Annotated in this window: 15 protein-coding genes; 6 read left to right on the top strand and 9 right to left on the bottom strand. The window is 61.4% G+C overall.

Annotation, left to right across the window (positions count from 1 at the left end; all coding sequences use genetic code 11):
* Positions 1 to 34 precede the first annotated feature (34 nt).
* Positions 35 to 4,357, bottom strand: coding sequence for an NEL-type E3 ubiquitin ligase domain-containing protein (locus ACF8GB_RS16170; RefSeq protein ID WP_392527323.1), 4,323 nt, complete (start codon positions 4,355 to 4,357; stop codon positions 35 to 37).
* A gap of 317 nt (positions 4,358 to 4,674) precedes the next feature.
* Positions 4,675 to 5,739 carry an AI-2E family transporter gene (locus ACF8GB_RS16165; protein WP_058639400.1) on the bottom strand — a complete coding sequence of 355 codons (1,065 nt, stop codon included), beginning with the start codon at positions 5,737 to 5,739 and terminating at the stop codon, positions 4,675 to 4,677.
* A 132-nt stretch (positions 5,740 to 5,871) separates the two neighbouring features.
* Here ACF8GB_RS16165 and yegQ point away from each other — a divergent pair, with 132 nt between their 5' ends.
* The 3 genes from yegQ to ACF8GB_RS16150 all read left to right on the top strand — a co-directional run bounded on the left by yegQ (position 5,872) and on the right by ACF8GB_RS16150 (position 8,857).
* Positions 5,872 to 7,206 (top strand): tRNA 5-hydroxyuridine modification protein YegQ, encoded by a 1,335-nt coding sequence (gene yegQ, locus ACF8GB_RS16160; RefSeq protein ID WP_392475323.1) that lies wholly within the window; start codon positions 5,872 to 5,874, stop codon positions 7,204 to 7,206.
* A gap of 123 nt (positions 7,207 to 7,329) precedes the next feature.
* Positions 7,330 to 7,758 carry a DUF411 domain-containing protein gene (locus ACF8GB_RS16155; RefSeq protein ID WP_058639398.1) on the top strand — a complete coding sequence of 143 codons (429 nt, stop codon included), beginning with the start codon at positions 7,330 to 7,332 and terminating at the stop codon, positions 7,756 to 7,758.
* Positions 7,759 to 7,858: 100 nt separating this feature from the next.
* Complete coding sequence (locus ACF8GB_RS16150; protein ID WP_058605657.1) at positions 7,859 to 8,857, top strand: alpha/beta fold hydrolase; 999 nt, start codon at positions 7,859 to 7,861, stop codon at positions 8,855 to 8,857.
* Between the two features lie 15 nt (positions 8,858 to 8,872).
* Here the strand turns inward: ACF8GB_RS16150 and zapE are convergent, their stop codons facing one another.
* The 5 genes from zapE to ACF8GB_RS16125 all read right to left on the bottom strand — a co-directional run bounded on the left by zapE (position 8,873) and on the right by ACF8GB_RS16125 (position 15,377).
* Positions 8,873 to 9,976 carry a cell division protein ZapE gene (gene zapE / locus ACF8GB_RS16145; RefSeq protein ID WP_392515972.1) on the bottom strand — a complete coding sequence of 368 codons (1,104 nt, stop codon included), beginning with the start codon at positions 9,974 to 9,976 and terminating at the stop codon, positions 8,873 to 8,875.
* A gap of 43 nt (positions 9,977 to 10,019) precedes the next feature.
* The gene (locus ACF8GB_RS16140; RefSeq protein ID WP_196141527.1) at positions 10,020 to 11,171 is read right to left on the bottom strand and encodes a PQQ-dependent sugar dehydrogenase; all 1,152 of its coding nucleotides are present in this window, start codon (positions 11,169 to 11,171) and stop codon (positions 10,020 to 10,022) included.
* 34 nt (positions 11,172 to 11,205) lie between these two features.
* Positions 11,206 to 11,523 (bottom strand): hypothetical protein, encoded by a 318-nt coding sequence (locus ACF8GB_RS16135; RefSeq protein WP_392527322.1) that lies wholly within the window; start codon positions 11,521 to 11,523, stop codon positions 11,206 to 11,208.
* Between the two features lie 161 nt (positions 11,524 to 11,684).
* On the bottom strand, positions 11,685 to 14,111 hold the full coding sequence (locus ACF8GB_RS16130) for a TonB-dependent receptor (protein WP_392527320.1): 2,427 nt from the start codon (positions 14,109 to 14,111) through the stop codon (positions 11,685 to 11,687).
* Positions 14,112 to 14,252: 141 nt separating this feature from the next.
* Positions 14,253 to 15,377: a sigma-70 family RNA polymerase sigma factor gene (locus ACF8GB_RS16125; RefSeq protein ID WP_392475326.1), complete on the bottom strand. Its 1,125-nt coding sequence runs from the start codon at positions 15,375 to 15,377 to the stop codon at positions 14,253 to 14,255.
* A gap of 132 nt (positions 15,378 to 15,509) precedes the next feature.
* Here ACF8GB_RS16125 and ACF8GB_RS16120 point away from each other — a divergent pair, with 132 nt between their 5' ends.
* Positions 15,510 to 15,992, top strand: a complete 483-nt coding sequence (locus tag ACF8GB_RS16120) for an LEA type 2 family protein (RefSeq protein WP_196121792.1) — start codon at positions 15,510 to 15,512, stop codon at positions 15,990 to 15,992.
* 18 nt (positions 15,993 to 16,010) lie between these two features.
* Here ACF8GB_RS16120 and ACF8GB_RS16115 read toward each other — a convergent pair whose 3' ends face one another.
* Positions 16,011 to 16,274 (bottom strand): hypothetical protein, encoded by a 264-nt coding sequence (locus ACF8GB_RS16115; RefSeq protein WP_058605664.1) that lies wholly within the window; start codon positions 16,272 to 16,274, stop codon positions 16,011 to 16,013.
* A 122-nt stretch (positions 16,275 to 16,396) separates the two neighbouring features.
* On the opposite strand from ACF8GB_RS16115, the gene ACF8GB_RS16110 reads away from it, so the two are divergent.
* Complete coding sequence (locus tag ACF8GB_RS16110; RefSeq protein WP_027914998.1) at positions 16,397 to 16,717, top strand: YqjD family protein; 321 nt, start codon at positions 16,397 to 16,399, stop codon at positions 16,715 to 16,717.
* Positions 16,718 to 16,741: 24 nt separating this feature from the next.
* On the opposite strand, the gene ACF8GB_RS16105 is transcribed toward ACF8GB_RS16110, so the two are convergent.
* The gene (locus tag ACF8GB_RS16105) at positions 16,742 to 17,359 is read right to left on the bottom strand and encodes a tRNA-(ms[2]io[6]A)-hydroxylase (protein WP_058639390.1); all 618 of its coding nucleotides are present in this window, start codon (positions 17,357 to 17,359) and stop codon (positions 16,742 to 16,744) included.
* Between the two features lie 156 nt (positions 17,360 to 17,515).
* Between ACF8GB_RS16105 and ACF8GB_RS16100 the strand changes: the two genes are divergently transcribed.
* Positions 17,516 to 18,376: a universal stress protein gene (locus ACF8GB_RS16100; protein WP_392527319.1), complete on the top strand. Its 861-nt coding sequence runs from the start codon at positions 17,516 to 17,518 to the stop codon at positions 18,374 to 18,376.
* The last annotated feature ends 15 nt before the right edge of the window (positions 18,377 to 18,391 follow it).

Below are 18,391 nucleotides of genomic sequence, written 5' to 3'. Positions count from 1 at the left end.
TAGGACCACTGGACAAAAACGCTAGCCTTCATGGCTATTGCTCTTGCGGTTGCCCACCCTCCCGCGCCAAGGATTGACGCGTCAGTTCAAGCGCCTTGGCTTTGACTGCCTCATCACTGGCCTTGGCAATCGATCTGGCCTGGGCATCGTAGTCGGCATCCGTGAGGCTTTCACGCCCTTCGTAGAGCGCTTCCATTTGTTGCACGAACGGCTCGCGCACCTGTTCAAACATGGCTTGATGTTGCCGTTGCAGATATTCGAACCAGAAGCCGCGCTCACTGATGTCAACGGCCAGTTCATCGCTGGCCTCGGCCTCGCGAACTGCGGCTTCGGCCTCTGCCAGGTGTTGCTCCGTCACACCTGCAATGGTCCTGAACTGCATGGTGATTGGCTGGCCTGGCAGCTCAAGTGTGCTCGCCAGCCCCACTCTGTATGCCAGGCTGACTTCGACCTGATCGACCTCCGAGCCACTGGCCCCGCGGCTGCTCATGTCCCGCCGCGCATAGGCCTCCACCCGGTCCAGACGAAAGAACCTTCGCGCCAAGTTCAATAATTGGCCTTCTGCTTGATCGCCAGCTCCGGCCTCAAGCGAGGCGCTGAGCAATCTGGTCTCCAGCCAGCCGAAACTGGATATGACATTGTCCACGCACGTTCGAGGTTCACTGGCCAGGGTGAACATAAGCTCCCGAAGGGCTGTATTGCTTTCAATCCTGTCCATCAGGGCCCACAGCCTAGCCTCAAGGTCATCTCTGGCCAGGCGAAAATCACTGGTGTCGGTCAGTTCGCCGACGAGCCTGAAGAAGTCTTCGCTACCCGACTCGTTCAGTAAACGGTTCCACTGAGCGGTACGAGAGGCGCGTTGCGTCGGGTCCAGACGCTCGAGCCACTGGTTGAAGTGGTAGGCGTCGCCGTCTGGGCTGCTATCGCTTGCAGAAGTGCGGCTGGCGTCGATCCACAGATCGCGGTAGAGCGCAGGGAGCGGATTGCCGACCAGTGCCAATCGGTTACGCCAGCGAGTGCGCTGGGCTCTCAAGCTCAGCGGCAACTCAGCGATATGGTTGTCACGCAGATCCACATACTCCAGCGAAACCGCTTGATCGAGGTGAGTCGGAACTTGGGTCAAGCCTGTTCTGCGCAGACCAAGTTGGCGTAGCCGGGGTAGTCGGTTCATCTCGATCGGGATGGCGCCGATGGTGTTATCGCTCAAGTCAAGAACGCTCAACCTCGGGATGCCGGCCAGCAACCGGAAACCAGCATCGCCGATGCTCAAACTGTTTCGTGAAAGGGTCAGTTCGGTCAACTCACGCAACTGAGACAGCCCCTGAGGAAGTTGAGTCAGCGCGTTGTTGTCCAGATTCAAGGTCAAGATGCCTCGAAACGGTGCGAGAAACTCTCCGGGAAGATCGGTAAGGCGCATGTTGACCAGAGAGAGCTCGCTGACGTGGCTGAAACCTTGCGCCGCGCTCAAGTCGGGCAGCTCGCCAACACCGATCCCCGATAGCGACAGCGCCATGCCTTGATCCCCATTGGCATGACGTCTGCCCGCGTACCCCTGAAAGCGCCAGCAGCGCCGTAGCTCGTCCGCGACCGTTCGCCGCAGCGCTACATCTGCTGCAGCTGCAGGTTGTGCTGTCCATTGCTCCAACGTCAGATCCAGGCGCGAATAATCGTTCTCGAGCTCAAGCAGAACCGTGAAAGGCGAACCAGGCTGCTCTTGGAGCACTTGCAGGAACCGCTCCAGATTCTGCGCGCTGAACCCAGGAAAAAGGCTACGGACGCGGTCCTGGAGCGTGCGTTCAGCCAAGTGATTCGCGCTGGCGCGACCACTCAACAGGTAACCGAAACGCCGGTCAGCCAGGCGCGCTGGAGCTCGGAAAGTGGGTTGGTGCACCTGCATGCCCATCAGTTCCTGCACAGCCTCCCTGCGTGCCGGTAGTCTCGACTGCAAGCTTGCCCGCATCTGTTGTACGCCATTGGGCCCTGACCAGCCAAACCGCTCAAGCTCGGCTTCAGGTAAAAGCTGCCAGAGCCTTTCCAATAGCCCGCCAGGCCCTGAAAGGCTGTCTGAAGACAATTGGCCATGCTCGTAGAGCGACACCTGTCCTTGCTTCCAAACTAGCATCTTCACCTGTGCAGAATCGTTGACCGGGTACAGCTCAGCCATCACCCGCCCGGTGGGGGAAGACTCACGAATCTGAACATTGCAAGCCAACGGCCATGCGGGCTCCGTTCGCAGCAGCCCGAAGACCAGCGACGGCATATCAGGGTGATAAGCATTGTTCAGATACAGGCTCTGCAATGCACGACAGGCGCGAGCCTCCTGCAATGCCAGGCGTGCCTTTTCGGCAAGTGCCAGATCAATACGACCGCGCTCGAGTAGTCGTTGGCGCTGGTCAGCAGAAGCATTGGCTATCACATCTTCGGCATAGCGCGCAGGCAAGCCAGGAAAAACACGTCTGATTGCCGCGGCTTCAGGAGAGAGGACAAGTTCGTCCGTCAGGTGGCTCATCAACCCCTGGCGCAGGGTGGGTGCATGCGCGAGCATCGATGCGGTTAATGACGAAGGTTCACGCTGAGGCTCGGTCAACGCACCGACGCACCACTGCAATAGACGTGGGTCACCGCTACCGTGATCGTCCGTGAATGTGGCAAAGAAGCTGTCGATTCGCGCGTCGGCCTCGAAACGCTCCAGCGTGTCGCGCAAGCTAACAGGCAGCGCCCGTTGTTCACCCACCAGCCGACGTAACGACGTCTGATCCACATCAGCCACGTTGAGTATCTGCGTCAGGCGTGCCGAGTCCAGCTCGGCAGGTACGGGCCATAGATGCCCCAACAAGGCTCGCTCGCCCTCCCACATTTGCGGCCGCTGCCATTTCAGACGCCAGCCCTGCTCGCCGTTGCAGCTTAGCGCCGGCGCGAACCCTGGCTTACCGTCGTTGCGCACCAAGCGCCAGGGGTGGGACTCGGTTTTGCGGCTGACTTCGTAATAGTTGCCCTCGTGAAGCCACCAGTGAGTGTCGCCGTGCCTAAACAGCCCATCCCGACCACGCATGGCTTGGCGAGGCACTCCTACCGCCCGGTAGGGCTTGAGGTCTTCAGCCCATAATCGAGAAGCGCCATCCTCCTGTTCGACCGGCATCATCTCATCAACAAAAGCACTGCGCTTGAAGCCGCGTGCCACGGCCTCACCACCCGTTGCCATCAGCGCAGTGACGGCTACCGTTTCAGCCACGCCCAGCACATGCTCCAGCGCTTCATGCTGATGGCCCCGTGACCAGTCGTGTACCGCGGCCATGACTTCACTCAGCACCTCGGTCACCGTAGCGGCCAGCATCAGCGCCCCCAATTGAGGTACGAACAATGCTGCCATTTGAGTCAGGTTCAGCCCGACTTGCTCGAGCGTGCGCAGCCGCTCAAGCCTTTGCAGCCGATCCACGTCTGCAACCGGCACCAGAAGAAAACGGGCGTCTGCCTTGATACGGGCCACTTGCAACTCGGCCATCTCCGGAAAAAGCAAGGCACGGGCGACCTTGCCTGTCACTTCAAGATCGGGCACGGCGTCGCTCAGACGTTTTTTCAGTGCTGCCTGAAACGCTATCCGAGCGTCGGCCGCGACCTGGCCCAGCAGGCAAGATGCGTGCTCAGGTTGCCTGAACAAGCTCGCCAAGTGGGCGTTGAGACTTGTCAAGTTCGCGAACTGTCGCAAAGGTTGGTGAGGGAGATAGAGCAAGACCCCTCCAGCAGGATCCGCCGAGCCGCCCGACGAGTCATTCGAGCGCTCGAAGATCAGCCCTCCGACCATGGCGTGCCCAAGCACATGAAGATGCTTGGGTACGACCGTGGGATGTCGCGGATCGGGTACTGGCACCTCTCCCAGGGTGTATTCGAAGCTGGTGACATCCGACTCAGGGACCTCCCCCCGTATCCCTGCAAGCTCCATAGCAAGCGCAACCCTTTTGCGCACACTCTGAGCAAGGAGCGTTACGGCGGCATCGTCGAAGAAGGTCTGCAGGTAGGCTTGGTAGCGCTTGCCTGTATCCACCGAACGGCAAACCCCCGCCAATTTCGCGCTGTCTACCAGGAGCGGCGCATTGGGTGACATCCCATGTGCCCCCGAGATGATGCCGCTGCGCGCATCGAAGCTCGATCCGGCCGGAAAATTCTGCATCAGATGGGTGATGGCCGGATGAAACGTGTAATGGTCACGAAGCCCTTCACCACCAAGCATGCTGTAGTAGTCGAGGCGCTCACGCCAGAGGGTATGGGCTAGCTCGACAGATACTCCGAGCTTCTGCTTTATCGCTGTGGTCAGCGTCTGGCGCGCGAACGAATCTGGGGAAAGCAGGCGCTTGAACATGGCTTCCAGCCGCTGCTCGACCCAGCGATTTTCCTCTACGCGCTTGCGTAGACTCTGTATCTGCTCTAAAGAGGCTGCGTGCAGCCAGGAAGGAAGCTGTTTGTCAATAAAACTATCGGTATGGTTTGAGGGCGTAACGAGGCTGACCATCATCGGCTCCAGGTAGGTGACTACACCGCACCTTTGCCGAGTTTTCGAGATTAAAGCAGTTGGAAGTCAGCCAGTGGGAATCCTGCCTTGCGCCCGCCTTGACCCAGCTTTTCAGAGGTGACCGCCAGGGCCAATCCCTTCTTTGCGACGGCCGAGCCCCTGGCGAGTCATTGCGGAAGTTGAACCCGAGGCTTGCTCGAGGCAAAAATCGCCCAACTGGAAATGAACAGTGCTGCGATCAGCGGGCCAATAACGAAACCGTTAAGACCGAATACCGATAGGCCGCCCAAGGTGGAGACCAGGATCAGGTAATCTGGCATACGGGTATCCTTGCCGACCAGAATAGGCCTAAGCACGTTGTCGACAAGGCCGATCACCAGCACGCCGAACGCGGTCAGGATCACACCTTGCAAGATCGCCCCGGTCATCAGGAAGTAGATCGCCACCGGCCCCCAGACGATGCCTGCACCAACGGCGGGCAGCAGCGAAAGGAACGCCATCATCACCGCCCAGACCAGCGCGCTGGGGATCCCCAGGATCCAGAAAATCAAGCCGCCCAGCGCTCCTTGAGTGATGGCCACTAGCACGTTGCCCTTGACCGTGGCGCGCACTACACGCTTGAACTTCAACTGCAGGCGGCGCTTCTGGTGTTCGGGCAGCGGCACGGCCATGCGCACCTTGCGCACCACCTCGGCACCTTCACGCAGGAAGAAGAATAGCAGGTACATCATGATGCCGAAGCCCACCACGAAATCGAATGTGCCCTGGCCAAAGCTGAAGGCCTGGGTAGCCAGGACCTGGCTACCTTGGGAGGCCCAGGTGGTGATCTTGTCACGCAGGGCTTCCAGGTTGCCCATGCCCAGGTTATCCAGCGCGTTCTGGGCAAACGTTGGCAGCATGTCCTTGCCCCGCTCAACATACCCTGCGATGTCCAGCTGGCCGCTCTGAATGCGTTGATACAGCGTTGCCCCCTCCTGCACCAGCAGGCCGCTGATGATGATCACCGGCAATACCGCCACCAGTAAGCAGATCAGCGTGGTCACGGCAGCGGCCACGTTGCGGCGGCGCCCGAAGCGCATGAGCAGGTTGCGTTGCAACGGCGCGAACAGGATGCCCAGGATTACCGCCCAGAAGATGGCGCCGTAGTAAGGCAGCAAGATCCAGACGAAGGCAACGGTCACCAGTGCCAAGAGCACCGCCAGCGCCTTGTTCTGCAAAGCAGTTTCGTTCATTTCCGGTCCTCGGATGGGTTCTGGGGTATTAGTGCGTGGCGCTGGGGTAAAAGTGCCACCTGCCCCTTGATTCAGATCAATAAGGCCGAACCGCAAGCGGCTTAGCATCCGCGCCCTTTACCCGGTGTATTCATGAATTCTGTTGCCAAGCCCGAATTGCTGGCGCCTGCCGGCACGCTCCACACCATGCGCTATGCCTTCGCCTACGGTGCTGACGCGGTCTATGCCGGTCAGCCCCGCTACAGCCTGCGGGTGCGCAACAATGCCTTCGACCATGCCAATCTGGCGTTGGGCATCCAGGAGGCTCATGCGCTGGGCAAGCGCTTCTATGTGGTGGTCAACATCGCGCCTCACAATGCCAAGCTCAAGACCTTCCTCAAGGACCTGGCCCCTGTGATCGCCATGGCACCGGACGCGTTGATCATGTCCGACCCGGGCCTGATCATGCTGGTACGCCAGCACTACCCGCAGATGCCGGTGCACCTCTCGGTGCAGGCCAACACGGTCAACTGGGCCAGCGTGCAGTTCTGGCAGCAGCAAGGCATCAGCCGCGTGATCCTGTCGCGGGAGCTGTCACTTGAAGAGATCGAGGAAATTGGTCAGCAAGTACCTGGCATGGAGCTGGAAGTCTTCGTGCATGGGGCGCTGTGCATGGCCTATTCAGGCCGCTGCCTGCTGTCGGGCTACCTGAACAAGCGTGATGCCAATCAGGGCACCTGTACCAACGCCTGCCGCTGGAAGTATGACGTCACGCCAGCGACCGAGAGCGTCACCGGCGATATCGTGCACCACGTGCAGCCGACGCTGGGCCAGGGTGCGCCCACCGACCAGGTGTTCCTGTTGCAGGAAAGCGAGCGTCCCGGTACCGAAATGCCCGCGTTCGAGGATGAGCACGGCACCTACATCATGAACGCCAAGGACCTGCGGGCCATCCAGCACGTCGAGCGACTGGCGCGCATGGGCGTGCACTCGCTCAAGATCGAGGGCCGCACCAAGTCGCATTTCTACTGCGCACGGGCCGTGCAGTCCTACCGCAAGGCCATCGACGATGCGGCCAATGGGCAGCCTTTCGACCGCACCTTGATGGACAACCTCGAGTCCCTGGCGCAACGGGGCTACACCGAAGGTTTTTTGCGCCGTCATGTGCACGATGAGTACCAGAATTACCAGCGCGGCAGCTCGGTGTCCGAGCGCCAGCAGTTCGTGGGTGAACTGACTGGGCTGCGGGTAAATGGTTGGGCCGAGGTCAAGGTCAAGAACCGCTTCGCCCTGGGCGACCATCTGGAGCTGATGACACCTCGCGGCAACTACCACTTCGACCTGAATCAGCTGCACAACCGGCAACAGCAGCCCATCGAAGTCGCACCCGGGGATGGCCATGTGGTGTATCTGCCAGTCCCTGAACAGGTGTCGTTGGCGTTCGGGCTACTGATGCGCGACCTACGCAATGACCAAGCCACTGGCTGACGAAACTGTAATGCGCCGGTCAGCAGGTTGAAAGCCAGAGGGGGCGACCCTGCCGCCTTGCACGTTTGGACCAGGCCGTGCGCTATGCTGGCCGCAGGTCACACGTTTATAAGGAACTTGTCCATGCTGCGTTCAAATTGCCTGGCCCTTGGCCTGTTGACCTTCACCGCCCTTGCACAGGCCACCGACACCATCGACGTCTACCGCGACCCCCACTGTGGTTGTTGCAAAGCCTGGATCAGTCACCTCCAAGAGAACGGCTTTACCGTGAACGACCATGTCGAACCAGACATGAGCGCCGTCAAGCAACGCCTGCAAGTACCGCCGCGCCATGCGTCGTGTCATACCGGGGTCATCGCTGGCAAGTTCGTCGAAGGCCATGTCCCCGCTACCCACGTGCGTGAACTGGTTAGCCGCAGTGATCTCAAGGGCATGGCCGTTCCAGGCATGCCAGCCGGTTCACCGGGCATGGAAATGGGTGAGCGCAGGGATGCCTATCGGGTGATCGGTATCGACTCGGAGGGGAAAGATACAGTAGTCGCCGATTACTGACGTGGCGCCGGTTTCACGGTTGGTAACACCTTGGGCCTCTATGGCCACTGTCCTGCTGCTACAGTCGAGTCTTCCTACTTGATCTGACATGGAGTGCCTCATGCTGCGTGCATCCGCCCTGGCCATGGTGTGCCTGGCCAGCGGCCCGGCCATTGCCGGCCAATCGCCTACCTACGGCGCACAGCTCGAAGGGTTTGACTACCCGCATACGCTCAAGCACTTCGACTTCGAATCACAGCGCCAATCGCTGCAAATGGGTTACATGGACGTCCCGGCGTCGGGCAATGCCAACGGCCGCACGGTCGTGCTCATGCACGGCAAGAATTTTTGCGCAGCCACTTGGGAAACCAGCATCGATGCCTTGAGCAAGGCAGGCTACCGCGTTATCGCCCCAGACCAGATCGGTTTCTGCACATCCAGTAAACCTGCGCACTACCAGTACAGCTTCCAGCAACTGGCCAGCAACACCCATGCACTGCTCGAGCACCTGGGGGTGAAGCAGAGCATCGTGCTGGGGCATTCGACCGGGGGGATGCTAGCCACCCGCTACGCCTTGATGTACCCGCAGCAGGTCACGCGCCTGGCCATGGTCAACCCCATCGGCCTGGAGGACTGGAAGGCCCTGGGGGTGCCCTACCGCACCGTTGACCAGTGGTATGCCCGCGAACTCAAGCTCGATGCGGCCGGGGTGCGTGACTATGAGCGCAAAACCTACTATGCCGGCCGCTGGAAACCTGAATATGAGCGCTGGGTGCAGATGCTGGTGGGCCTGAACCAGGGCCCAGGGCACGAGCGGGTGGCGTGGAACTCTGCCTTGATCTACGACATGATCTTCACCCAACCGGTTTATCACGAGTTCAAGGACCTGCAGATGCCAACCCTTTTGTTGATCGGTGACAAGGACACCACGGCAATCGGCAGTGACATCGCACCACCGCAAGTCAAGGCCAGGCTGGGCAACTACGCCTTGCTCGGCCCGCAGGTGGCCAAGCTCATTCCCAAAGGCGAACTGATCACTTTCGAAGGCATGGGCCACGCGCCGCAGATCGAAGAACCCAAGCGTTTCAATCGCACACTGATCCAGTGGCTGGATCGCTAATCGTGCGTGGCTGCATCAGGCGAAGCGCTGCAGCTGCATTTCACGCAGCCGGCTGAGGGTGCGCTGGTAGGGGAAGGCGAGATACCCCTGCGTGTACAGCGCCTCGAGCGGCACCTGTGCCTCCAAGTACAGCGCCACACGGCGGTCGTAGCATTCATCGACCAAGGCGATGAAGCGGCGCACGGCATCGTCCTTGGGCGAGAGTGCCGGCAAGTCGCGGTCGCCCGCTAGCACACGGGAGGCGCCGTCCTCTGTGCCACGGGCGATACGCCCGGCCTGTTGCTGACCACTCAGCGCCGGTATGTCCGCGACCAGGATCGCCGCGAAACGGTCGCACAGCGCCATGAATTCCTGGGTAGCCATCGGCTGTTCGCACAACGCGTCGAAACGGCACCAGATGGCCTTCGCACTTCGGCGCACCACCTGCACCTGCCGACTGCCCAGCATGAGGGGCTGGTCGGTGCCTGGGTCGTCCGGGCTCAGTCGCTCGAAGACCGCGGCAAGGTGACTGCCCCGGTCGTCGGTGACCCAGTAGCGCTGGCACGGCAGGCCCGGGTGTTGCCGATGGTCTTGCTCGCCCGCTACCGGCAGCACACGCATGTGCCGCTCGATGGCAGCGATGGCGGGCAGGAAGCGTTCGCGGTTGAAGCCATCGCGGTACAGTTGCCCTGGCGGCTGATTGGACGTGGCAACCACCACCACGCCCAGGTCGAACAGTACCTGGAACAAACGGCCGAGAATGATTGCGTCGGCAATGTCACTGACGAACAACTCATCGAAGCACAGCACGCGGATTTCGCTTCCTAGCTCCTGCGCCAGCGCCATAAGGGGATCCGCCGTGCCATTGAGCTGAAACAACCGACGGTGCACCCAAGCCATGAAGTGGTGAAAATGCTGGCGGCGACTCGGCACGGTCAGGCAACGGTGAAACTGATCCATCAACCAGGTCTTGCCCCGCCCCACTGGCCCCCACAGGTAGAGGCCCTGGCTGGATCGTCCACGTTCGACAGTCTCGAAGCAGGCCTGCAGCGCCTCGATGGCGAGGCGCTGTGCGGGGTCAACGACAAAGCCCTGGGTTTCCAGGGCTTGCTGGTAGCGTTGCAAGGGTTCGATGGTCATGGCGCATTGTACCTGTCGCCTCCTTGCCGACGACAGCGCGGCTTCAGTCGGGCCGCGCCAGGCCCACCTTCAGCAGCTCGCCATCCTTGGCATCGGTCAACACGTACAGGTAACCGTCCGGCCCTACCCGAACATCACGAATGCGCGCCTTCAAGTCGCCCAGCAGGCGCTCCTCGTGCACCACCTTGTCGCCCTTGAGCTGCAAGCGGATCAGCTCCTGCGTGGCCAACGCGCCAATGAACACGTTGTGATCCCATGCGGTGAACACGGGGCTGTCATAGAACGCCATGCCGCTGACACCGGGGGACTTCTCCCACACGTGGTGCGGATCGACCATGCCATCTACATGTTTACCCTTGGCCTCTGGTATGGGCAGCATCGAATAGTTGATGCCGTGGGTTGCGATGGGCCAACCGTAGTTCTTGCCCGGCTTCGGGATGTTGATTTCGTCACCGCCACGGGGGCCGTGTTCGTTGGTCCACAACGCGCCCGTCCAAGGATTCAACGCAGCGCCCTGCTGGTTACGGTGGCCAAACGACCAGATTTCGGGGCGCACGTTCTTCTGGCCATAGAACGGGTTGTCCTTGGGAACCTCGCCATCTGGCAGGATGCGCACGACCTTGCCCTGCAGCTTATCCAGGTCCTGAGCCGTCGAGCGCTGATTGTTCTCACCCAGGGCGATGAACAGATACCCGTTGCGGTCGAACACCAGGCGCGACCCAAAATGGTTGCCCTCCGACAGCTTGGGTTGCTGGCGGAAGATAACGGTGAAGTTTTCCAGGCGGGCGCGATCGGTCGACAGCTGGCCACGGCCCACAGCGGTCCCGGCCTTGCCGTCGCTGCCCTCCTCGGCATAGGACAGGTACACCGTACGGTCCTTGTCGAACTCGGGCGACAGGGCCACATCCAGCAGGCCGCCCTGGCCCTCGGCCCAGACTTTGGGCACGCCATTGATGGGCGGGCCGACCTTGCCCTCGGCATTGATCACGCGCAGGTTGCCGATGCGTTCGGTGACCAGCATGTCCTGGCCGCCAGGCAGGAACGCCAGCGCCCACGGCGTACGCAGACCGTTGGCAACGGTATCGACGGTAAGGGTGCCCTCTTCACTTTTGAACGTCTGCTGGGCAGCGGCATGGGCCAACAGCGGCGCTAATGCGGCAGCGGCCAGGGTAACCAGCCAGGTTGCTCGGGACATGCGAAGTTCCTTTGACAGATACGGGATGCTGGAGTCAGGGCGCGCGCGGGTTGTCCCGCGGGGGCCGCGTAGGTTCCAGATTGGGCGTTCGCTGCTGACGGCGCAGGTTCTCACCGTTGCCGATGCCGCGGTTCTCTACCGTCGGGGTGCGCGGCACGGGCTGGGTAGACGGGCCGCGCACAGGCGGCGTCGCCGGGACGCTGCCCTGACGGCTGTTGGGGTTGGCGCGTTGCACGGGGCTGTTGTAGGGGTTGTTGCCATTGGCGGCAACGTGCAGCCACGGCTGCGCGGTCGCATGGGTAGGTAACCAAACCGCCATACCTATTACCAACAACGGTAGTGTCAGTTTCATGCTTCACCTCCGTACGAAAACGCCTGGCCTGGTGGCTTTGATAGCCTACGGCCCAAAGGGTTCGGGTCAAAAGGCTTGGCGACGTTGCAGGTGATTCACGATGTTTCAACCAGCGCCCCTGGATCGGGGCGCCGGTGTTGCCTGGGCCGAGCGCAAAAGCCTTAGTACGCAAGGCTCCAGGTCAGCGTGTAGGTCCTGCCTCGCCCTTGGTAATCGTAGAGGTAGGCAGGCCCGTAGGTGGGCGAGTAGAACAGCGTCGCCCGCTGGCCCCACACAGTGCTGTACTGCTTGTCCAGCAAGTTCTGGATACCTGCGCTGAAGGTGCCGTAGTCGGTGTCCTGGCTGCCCAGTAGATCGAGCGTGGTATAGCCATCGATCTTGTGTTGGGCATCGTCCTTCAAGGTGAAGGCCCGATTAGCCTGCAAACGCGCACTGCGCCCGTCATCCTTCCAGCCAACGAACGTGGTGGCTTTGGACAAGGAGGCATAACGCGCATCGCGCTTGCGCCACCCGCCGCCGTCTGCCTCTTCCTCGGAACGGGTTAGGTGCAGCGTGCCGCCGGCTTCCCAACCTCGGTCGAAGTGGCGGGTGAGTGCCCCTTCGAAGCCAAAGTCGCGACTCTTCTGGTCCTCGACGTCAATGGTGAGGGTTTGCGAATCCACATTGATGATCTTGTCCGACCAGATGTAGTACAGCGCGGCTTGAGCGTCCCACTGCACGTCGGCGTAGCGCCAGCCCAACTCCACCTGGCGGCTCTTGATCCCGGCCAGCGGGTTGTCCCCGACACTAAGGCCGGGCTTGCCGTAGTACTTGGCCGGATCGGGCAGGTCAAAGCCTTCGCCGTAATTGGCCCACAGCTGGTGGCCGTTCTTGAAGTCGTAGATCGCCCCCAGGTTGTAGAGATTGACCTGATAGTCGTTACTCCCACCTGGAACGCCCTTGTAGTCACCCACCTCCACATCCATCTGCTGGCGCCGGGCGCCGCCGGAGAACGTCAGGTTGTCTGTGGCGCGCCATTCAAGCTGGCCATACAGCGAGACCCCATCGATCACGTAGCTGGGGTAGCGCGCAGCCTTGCTGGCCTTGTCCAGGTCCAGCCCGCCGCTTTCGGAGGACACCCGCGCATCGAACACGGTCTGGTCAGCGTTGAAACGTTCGCGGTCAATGTCCACGCCATAGGTGAATTTCAGCGTGTCCCACTGCTTGGCGAACAGCCCTTTGAGGCTGGTGACCTCGAAGTTCTGCTGCGAGGCTGCAAAATACACACCGCGCGAGCCGGTCGGTGTACCACGGTTGTAGTACGGGAACGGGTAGAAGTTGTTGTTTTCCTTGCGGTAGGAAGCCTGCAGGTAAAAATCCTGGCCCAGCACATCATTGTGGTGGTAATTGGCATTGAGCAGCATGCGCCGGGTGCGCGGGTTCAGGTCGGACGAGTACCCACTGCGCAACTGGGCCTCTTCGAGGTCGGAGGGGCCATTGTAATTGAGGTTGGGAAACCAGATGCCGGTGCTGCCATGGTTGCCGGAATCGTAGTACTGGGCCAGCAGGTCAAGGCTCTGTTGATCATCGAACTGCATGCCCAGGCTGCCAAGCAGGTCCAGGGTGCGGTTGTATTGCAGGTCGGTCTGGGTATTGTCGATGAAGATCTGATCGCCTGCTCCATCGTAGAACGCCTCGTTCTGCTCGCCGGACACACCAAGACGCGCATTGAACCGCTCGTTGCCACCGCTGATCGACTGGGCGAAGCGGGTCGCCAGATCATCGCTGTTGTTGAAACCGCTGCTGGCGCCGAGCTGGGTTTCGAAACGCGCAGGGCCCGCCTCGCCTTTTTTTGTCACGATGTTGATGATGCCCCCGGTCGCACCGCCCCCGTAGATGGCGCTGGCGCCGGACAGCACTTCGACGCGCTGCACGTTGAAAGGCGAGATACTGTCGAACTGGCGCGACAGGCCTCGCGAGCTGTTCTGGCTGACGCCATCGATCATCACCAGCACGCTGCGCCCACGCATGTTCTGCCCATAGTTGGTGCGCCCCTCCGGCGCCAGGTCAAGACCAGGCACCAGTTTGCCGATGGCTTCCTTGAGGCTTACGCCACTGTCGATCTGCTCGCGCAGTTGCTGCTGATCGACCACCCACACGGTGCCCGGAATCTCGCTGATGGCAGTACTGGTGCGCGAGGCCACGCTTACTTCAATCGGCTTGAGGTTGATGGCCTGCAGGGGGGTATCGTGCTTGCGCAGCGTCACCGTCCGCGCATCGGTGAACTGCCAGCTCAAGCCGGTGCCTTCGAGCAACCGCTGCAAGGCTTGCTCGACACTGTAGGCGCCCTGCAGGGTCGGGCTCTGCAGGCCAGCCACGTCAGCGGTGGTGTACAGCAAATGCAGGCCGGCCTGATCAGCAAAGCGCGTCAACGCCTGGTCCAGCGGCTGCACCGGGACATCCAGCTGTACCTGCGCGGTCTGCACATATCCCTGCTGTGTTGCAGCAGCGACGTGAGCGGGCAGCGCGCCGGCCAATACGGCCAACGCGCCGCACGACATCAACACAGGTGGCAGAAAACGGCAGCGGCTATTCGAGAGCGTGGGCATGAGAGGCACGAGAAAGCTTCCAGGCGAGTCGTGAATGGGAATGGTTTGCGGCTTAGCCCCACTACGACGATCCAGCCCACGAGAACTTGCAGTGCCGATGAAAAGTTTTTTCGGTAGGTTTCGACAGGGCCGCTTTGAAGATCAATACACCACGGCGAGCCACGGCAGGTAGGTGACTTTCAGGCCATACCGCTGCTCCAGGGTGCGCAGCATGGCATGCGGATCATCCAGGTCGAACACGCCACTGACCTCAAGGCCCGCTAGCTGTTGATCCGACAACACGATACGCCCAAGGCGATAGCGCTCAAGCTCAGCCAGCACTTGGCCTAGAGGCTTGCCATTGAAGATCAACTTGCCCCGTTGCCAGGCCAGCTGCGCATCGGCATCGGCCGCTACGCTCAAGGCTTGAGCGCCCTGCCGCGCAGCACCCTGGCCAAGGACCACATGCCCGTCGCGCCGCACGCTGAACCTCGCCCCGGTGCCGTTTACCGGCAGCCCTGCCGTTTCGACCACGAAAGGACGGGCCTCGGCGGACGTCTCGAACAGCGCCTCGCCAGCCATCACCACCACCCGACGTGCGTGCGCGTCGAATTCCACCTTTATGGCACTGGCGCTGTTGAGGGTGACGCGGGTGCCATCGGGCAAGGTGAGCATGCGCCGCTCGCCGGTACCGGTGTGATAGTCGGACAACCATACAGGTGCCTGCTGCCACGCCAACCAACTGCCCAGCATCAACGCCATGCACGCCGCGACACCGGCCTTCTGCAGCCATCCCCGGCAATGCCGCAGCGCCTGTCCGATGTACTTGGCCACCATGCTTTCGGACACGCCGAGCCTTTGCGCGACCTGCCTTTGCGTCAACCCTTCCACGCGATTGAGCAACAGCGCCTGGCGCGCTTTGGGGGGCAGTTGCAGCAGAGCCTGATCGAGAATCTGCAGGCGCTCGCTGGCCAGTAACGCCGCCTCCGGTGCCGGCGCGCCACAGGCCACGTGTACCATGCCCTCACTGTCGTCGTGGCAGGCGGCAAGGCGCTGGTCACGACGCAGGGCATCGATCGCAATGTTTCCCGCCACGCGAAAGATGAAGCTACGCGGGTGCAGCACCGGCACAGCGTGCGCATCGATCTGCGCAAGCCTCAAGTAGGTTTCGTGGGCAACGTCCGCAGCGCGCTGGCGATCACGCATGCGCCGGGTCAGAAACTGCAACAAGTCGTCATAGTGTTCCTGGAAACTTGCCAGCAGGCCCGGCACGTGAGACGTCAGCATGGTTAGGCAACTACACAGTAAGAGAAATTATCGGGCGTTAATGAGAAACAGTATCTTTCATCTCTACCGACACTTTCAACGCTGCCGAGCATTTGCCACACTGCCGGACGATTCTTTCCAAGGCCTTGCCCCATGACTCTTCGCCCTTTGTTCATCACCCGTCTGCTCACTGTCCTGCTGATGTCAGCGACCTTGGGCGCGTGCGCGCTGTTGCAACCCCGGGATCCGGTTTCGATCAGCGTGATCGGCTTGGAGCCCTTGCCTGGACAGGACCTGGAGTTGCGCATGGCGGTAAAGCTACGGGTGCAGAACCCCAATGAGACGCCGATCGAGTACAACGGTATTGCAGTGAACCTGGAGGTCAACGGCCAGCCATTGGCAGCGGGCGTCAGCGACCAGGCCGGACAGATTGGCCGGTATGGCGAGGCGGTGGTCCAAGTGCCGGTGAGCATCACCGCATTTGCGTTTCTGCGCCAGGCCTATGGGCTAGGCAAGCTGAACGCGCTGCAAGGCCTGCCCTACACGCTGCGCGGCAAACTGGCCAGCGGCCCTTTCGGCACGGTGCGGTTCAGTGACAAAGGCACGCTGGACCTCCCCAAGGGCGACGAGTGGTAAGACGGCACATGCACCCGCTCAGCGAGCGGCGCTGGCAGCGGCCATCAGCTTGTTGACTTCGCTGCGCACCATGCTGGCGTATTCGGGCGGGGTCATGTTGTCCAGCTCATTGCGCACCCATTCGGCCCACTTGCCCTTGCGCCGAGGTTTTTCGGCGATAAGCCGGGCCGCCTCGCCCTTGGCCTTACCCAGGTTAGCCTGCCACATCTCGAACAGCCGGGCTTTCTCGGCCTCGATCTGTGCCCGTTCCTCGTAGCTCATGTTGGCCAGATTGAAACTCATGAATCACCTGCCTGATGGAAATGACCGGTATCTTACACCAAGGCGCCAGCGCCCACTGCGAGGCAACTTTTCTGGCGCACGAGTATCCATTGTTCTAACGACCCGTCCAGGAGGAGCATGGCATGGCCCGTAAAAATGCCGCAGTACCCGACAGCGACCAGATCAAGGACCAGGTATTCAGCGAGCTGCAGGCGCTGATCGAGGAATCCGAGCGGTTGCTCAACGACAGCGCTGCGCTGGTTGGCGAAGAGGCCGAAACCCTGCGCACCCAGATCAGCCTCAAGCTGCGTCAGGCCCGGGAAGCGGCCGGCAACCTGCGTGACAAGGCAAAGCCCATGGTCGCGGCCACCCAGGACTACATTGGCGGCCACCCGTGGCAGACCGTGGCACTTTCAGCGGGCGTTGGCCTGGTGGTGGGCCTGCTGCTGGGCCGGCGCGACTGACACCTATCCTGCCGCCTGCTGTGCTCAGGCGGCCAGTGCCAGCGGTATACCGCTGTGAAAACGCAGCTCTTGATCCGGTGAGGCGATGAGTTCCGCTTCAGCGGCGCGTACCAGTTCAACCCGGCGCGCAATGTCCGCCTCATCGCCATAGTGGTGCGCCAACTTCAGGTAGCCCTGATAGTGGCGCGCTTCACTCTTGAGCAGGCCGTGATAGAAACGGCCCAGTTCTTCATCCAGGTGCGGCGCCAGGGCCGCGAAGCGTTCGCAGCTGCGTGCCTCGATAAATGCCCCGACCACCAGCGTATCTACCAGCTTGACCGGCTCGTGGGCACGCACCAGACGACGCAGGCCCGAGGCGTAGCGACCCGCCGACACAGGGCGCAGGGGTATGCCTCGGCGCTTCATCAGCCTCAAGACCTGTTCGTGATGAACCAGCTCCTCGCGCGCCAGGCGCGACATCATGTTGATCAGGTCAACATGGGTGTTGTACTTGGCGATCAGGCTCAATGCCGTGCTGGCCGCCTTGAACTCGCAATTCTTATGGTCGATCAGCAGTGTTTCCTGATCGGCCAGCGCCGCCTCGATCCAGGCATCGGGTGTAGGGCAGCCCAGGAAGGCGTCGATTTCAGGGATCAGGGACATAAACGATACGACCATACAGAGACAGACAGGGGCGGCGATTATAGCGGCGGCAGGCAACGGCGTCAGTGGCTATGCTTGATGTGCATCAAGCGTCAGCGCCACGCGCGCGGCCTATAGTCTGGCACCGCCTGCCCACGTTCCAGGGAGTACACGCCCATGCAAGCCGTCCGCAGCATTCTCGTTGTCCTTGACCCTGAGCACGCCCACAGCCGGGCGCTGACGCGCGCCAAGCTGATCGCCAGCGTCACTGACGCGCGCCTGCACTTGTTGATGTGTGACAAGCGCCGCGACCACAGTACGCTGTTGAGCCTGCTGGGCAAGCAGTTGCAGGAAGACGGCTTTGACCACGTCACCCATGAAGCGGCGTGGCGAGACAACCTGCATGACACCATCATCCACGTGCAGCAGCGCGAAGGCTGCGAGTTGGTGATCAAGGAGCATCGCCCCGACAATCCGCTCAAAAGGGCCCTGCTCACCCCTGCCGACTGGAAGCTGCTGCGCGCCTGTCCGTGCGCGGTGCTGATGGTCAAGAGCGAGCGCCCATGGACCGGCGGCAACGTACTGGCGGCGGTGGATGTGGGCAACCAGGACGAAGACCACCAGCGCCTGCATGCCAGTATCGTCGACCACGGCTACGAGATTGCCAGGCTGGCCAAGGGGGCGCTGCATGTGATCAGCGCCCACCCATCGCCGATGCTGTCGGCGGCCGACCCTGTCTATCAACTGAGCGACACCATCGAACAGCGTTATCGCCAGGCGTGCGCGGCTTTCCAGGCACAGTACGGTATCGCCGACGATTGCCTGCACGTGGCCGAAGGCCCGGCCGATGTGCTGATTCCCCATACGGAAAAACAGCTGGATGCGGTGGTGACGGTGATCGGTACCGTGTGCCGCACAGGGCTTACCGGCGCGTTGATTGGCAATACCTGCGAGGTGGTACTCGATGCACTGGATGGGGATGTACTGGTGTTGAAGAGCGAGGAGGCGATGGCGCATCTGGCGGATGCAGCACGATAGTGAGCCGCATGCAGC

Source organism: Pseudomonas sp. xss_4 (assembly GCF_043104125.1).
Classification (GTDB): domain Bacteria; phylum Pseudomonadota; class Gammaproteobacteria; order Pseudomonadales; family Pseudomonadaceae; genus Aquipseudomonas; species Aquipseudomonas parafulva_B.
Note: the sequence above shows the minus strand (reverse complement) of the source record. Positions and strands in the feature narration are given on the sequence as shown.

Excerpts from the sequence above, each read along its gene's own strand:
- zapE (WP_392515972.1), bottom strand. The coding sequence starts at position 9,976 with ATGACCATCGAACCCTTGCAACGCTACCAGCAAGCCCTGGAAACCCAG.
- ACF8GB_RS16140 (WP_196141527.1), bottom strand. The coding sequence starts at position 11,171 with ATGTCCCGAGCAACCTGGCTGGTTACCCTGGCCGCTGCCGCATTAGCG.
- ACF8GB_RS16150 (WP_058605657.1), top strand. The coding sequence starts at position 7,859 with ATGCTGCGTGCATCCGCCCTGGCCATGGTGTGCCTGGCCAGCGGCCCG.
- ACF8GB_RS16155 (WP_058639398.1), top strand. The coding sequence starts at position 7,330 with ATGCTGCGTTCAAATTGCCTGGCCCTTGGCCTGTTGACCTTCACCGCC.
- ACF8GB_RS16105 (WP_058639390.1), bottom strand. The coding sequence starts at position 17,359 with ATGTCCCTGATCCCTGAAATCGACGCCTTCCTGGGCTGCCCTACACCC.
- ACF8GB_RS16165 (WP_058639400.1), bottom strand. The coding sequence starts at position 5,739 with ATGAACGAAACTGCTTTGCAGAACAAGGCGCTGGCGGTGCTCTTGGCA.
- ACF8GB_RS16130 (WP_392527320.1), bottom strand. The coding sequence starts at position 14,111 with ATGCCCACGCTCTCGAATAGCCGCTGCCGTTTTCTGCCACCTGTGTTG.
- ACF8GB_RS16115 (WP_058605664.1), bottom strand. The coding sequence starts at position 16,274 with ATGAGTTTCAATCTGGCCAACATGAGCTACGAGGAACGGGCACAGATC.
- ACF8GB_RS16170 (WP_392527323.1), bottom strand. The coding sequence starts at position 4,357 with ATGTTCAAGCGCCTGCTTTCCCCAGATTCGTTCGCGCGCCAGACGCTG.
- ACF8GB_RS16125 (WP_392475326.1), bottom strand. The coding sequence starts at position 15,377 with ATGCTGACGTCTCACGTGCCGGGCCTGCTGGCAAGTTTCCAGGAACAC.
- ACF8GB_RS16135 (WP_392527322.1), bottom strand. The coding sequence starts at position 11,523 with ATGAAACTGACACTACCGTTGTTGGTAATAGGTATGGCGGTTTGGTTA.
- ACF8GB_RS16100 (WP_392527319.1), top strand. The coding sequence starts at position 17,516 with ATGCAAGCCGTCCGCAGCATTCTCGTTGTCCTTGACCCTGAGCACGCC.
- yegQ (WP_392475323.1), top strand. The coding sequence starts at position 5,872 with ATGAATTCTGTTGCCAAGCCCGAATTGCTGGCGCCTGCCGGCACGCTC.
- ACF8GB_RS16110 (WP_027914998.1), top strand. The coding sequence starts at position 16,397 with ATGGCCCGTAAAAATGCCGCAGTACCCGACAGCGACCAGATCAAGGAC.
- ACF8GB_RS16120 (WP_196121792.1), top strand. The coding sequence starts at position 15,510 with ATGACTCTTCGCCCTTTGTTCATCACCCGTCTGCTCACTGTCCTGCTG.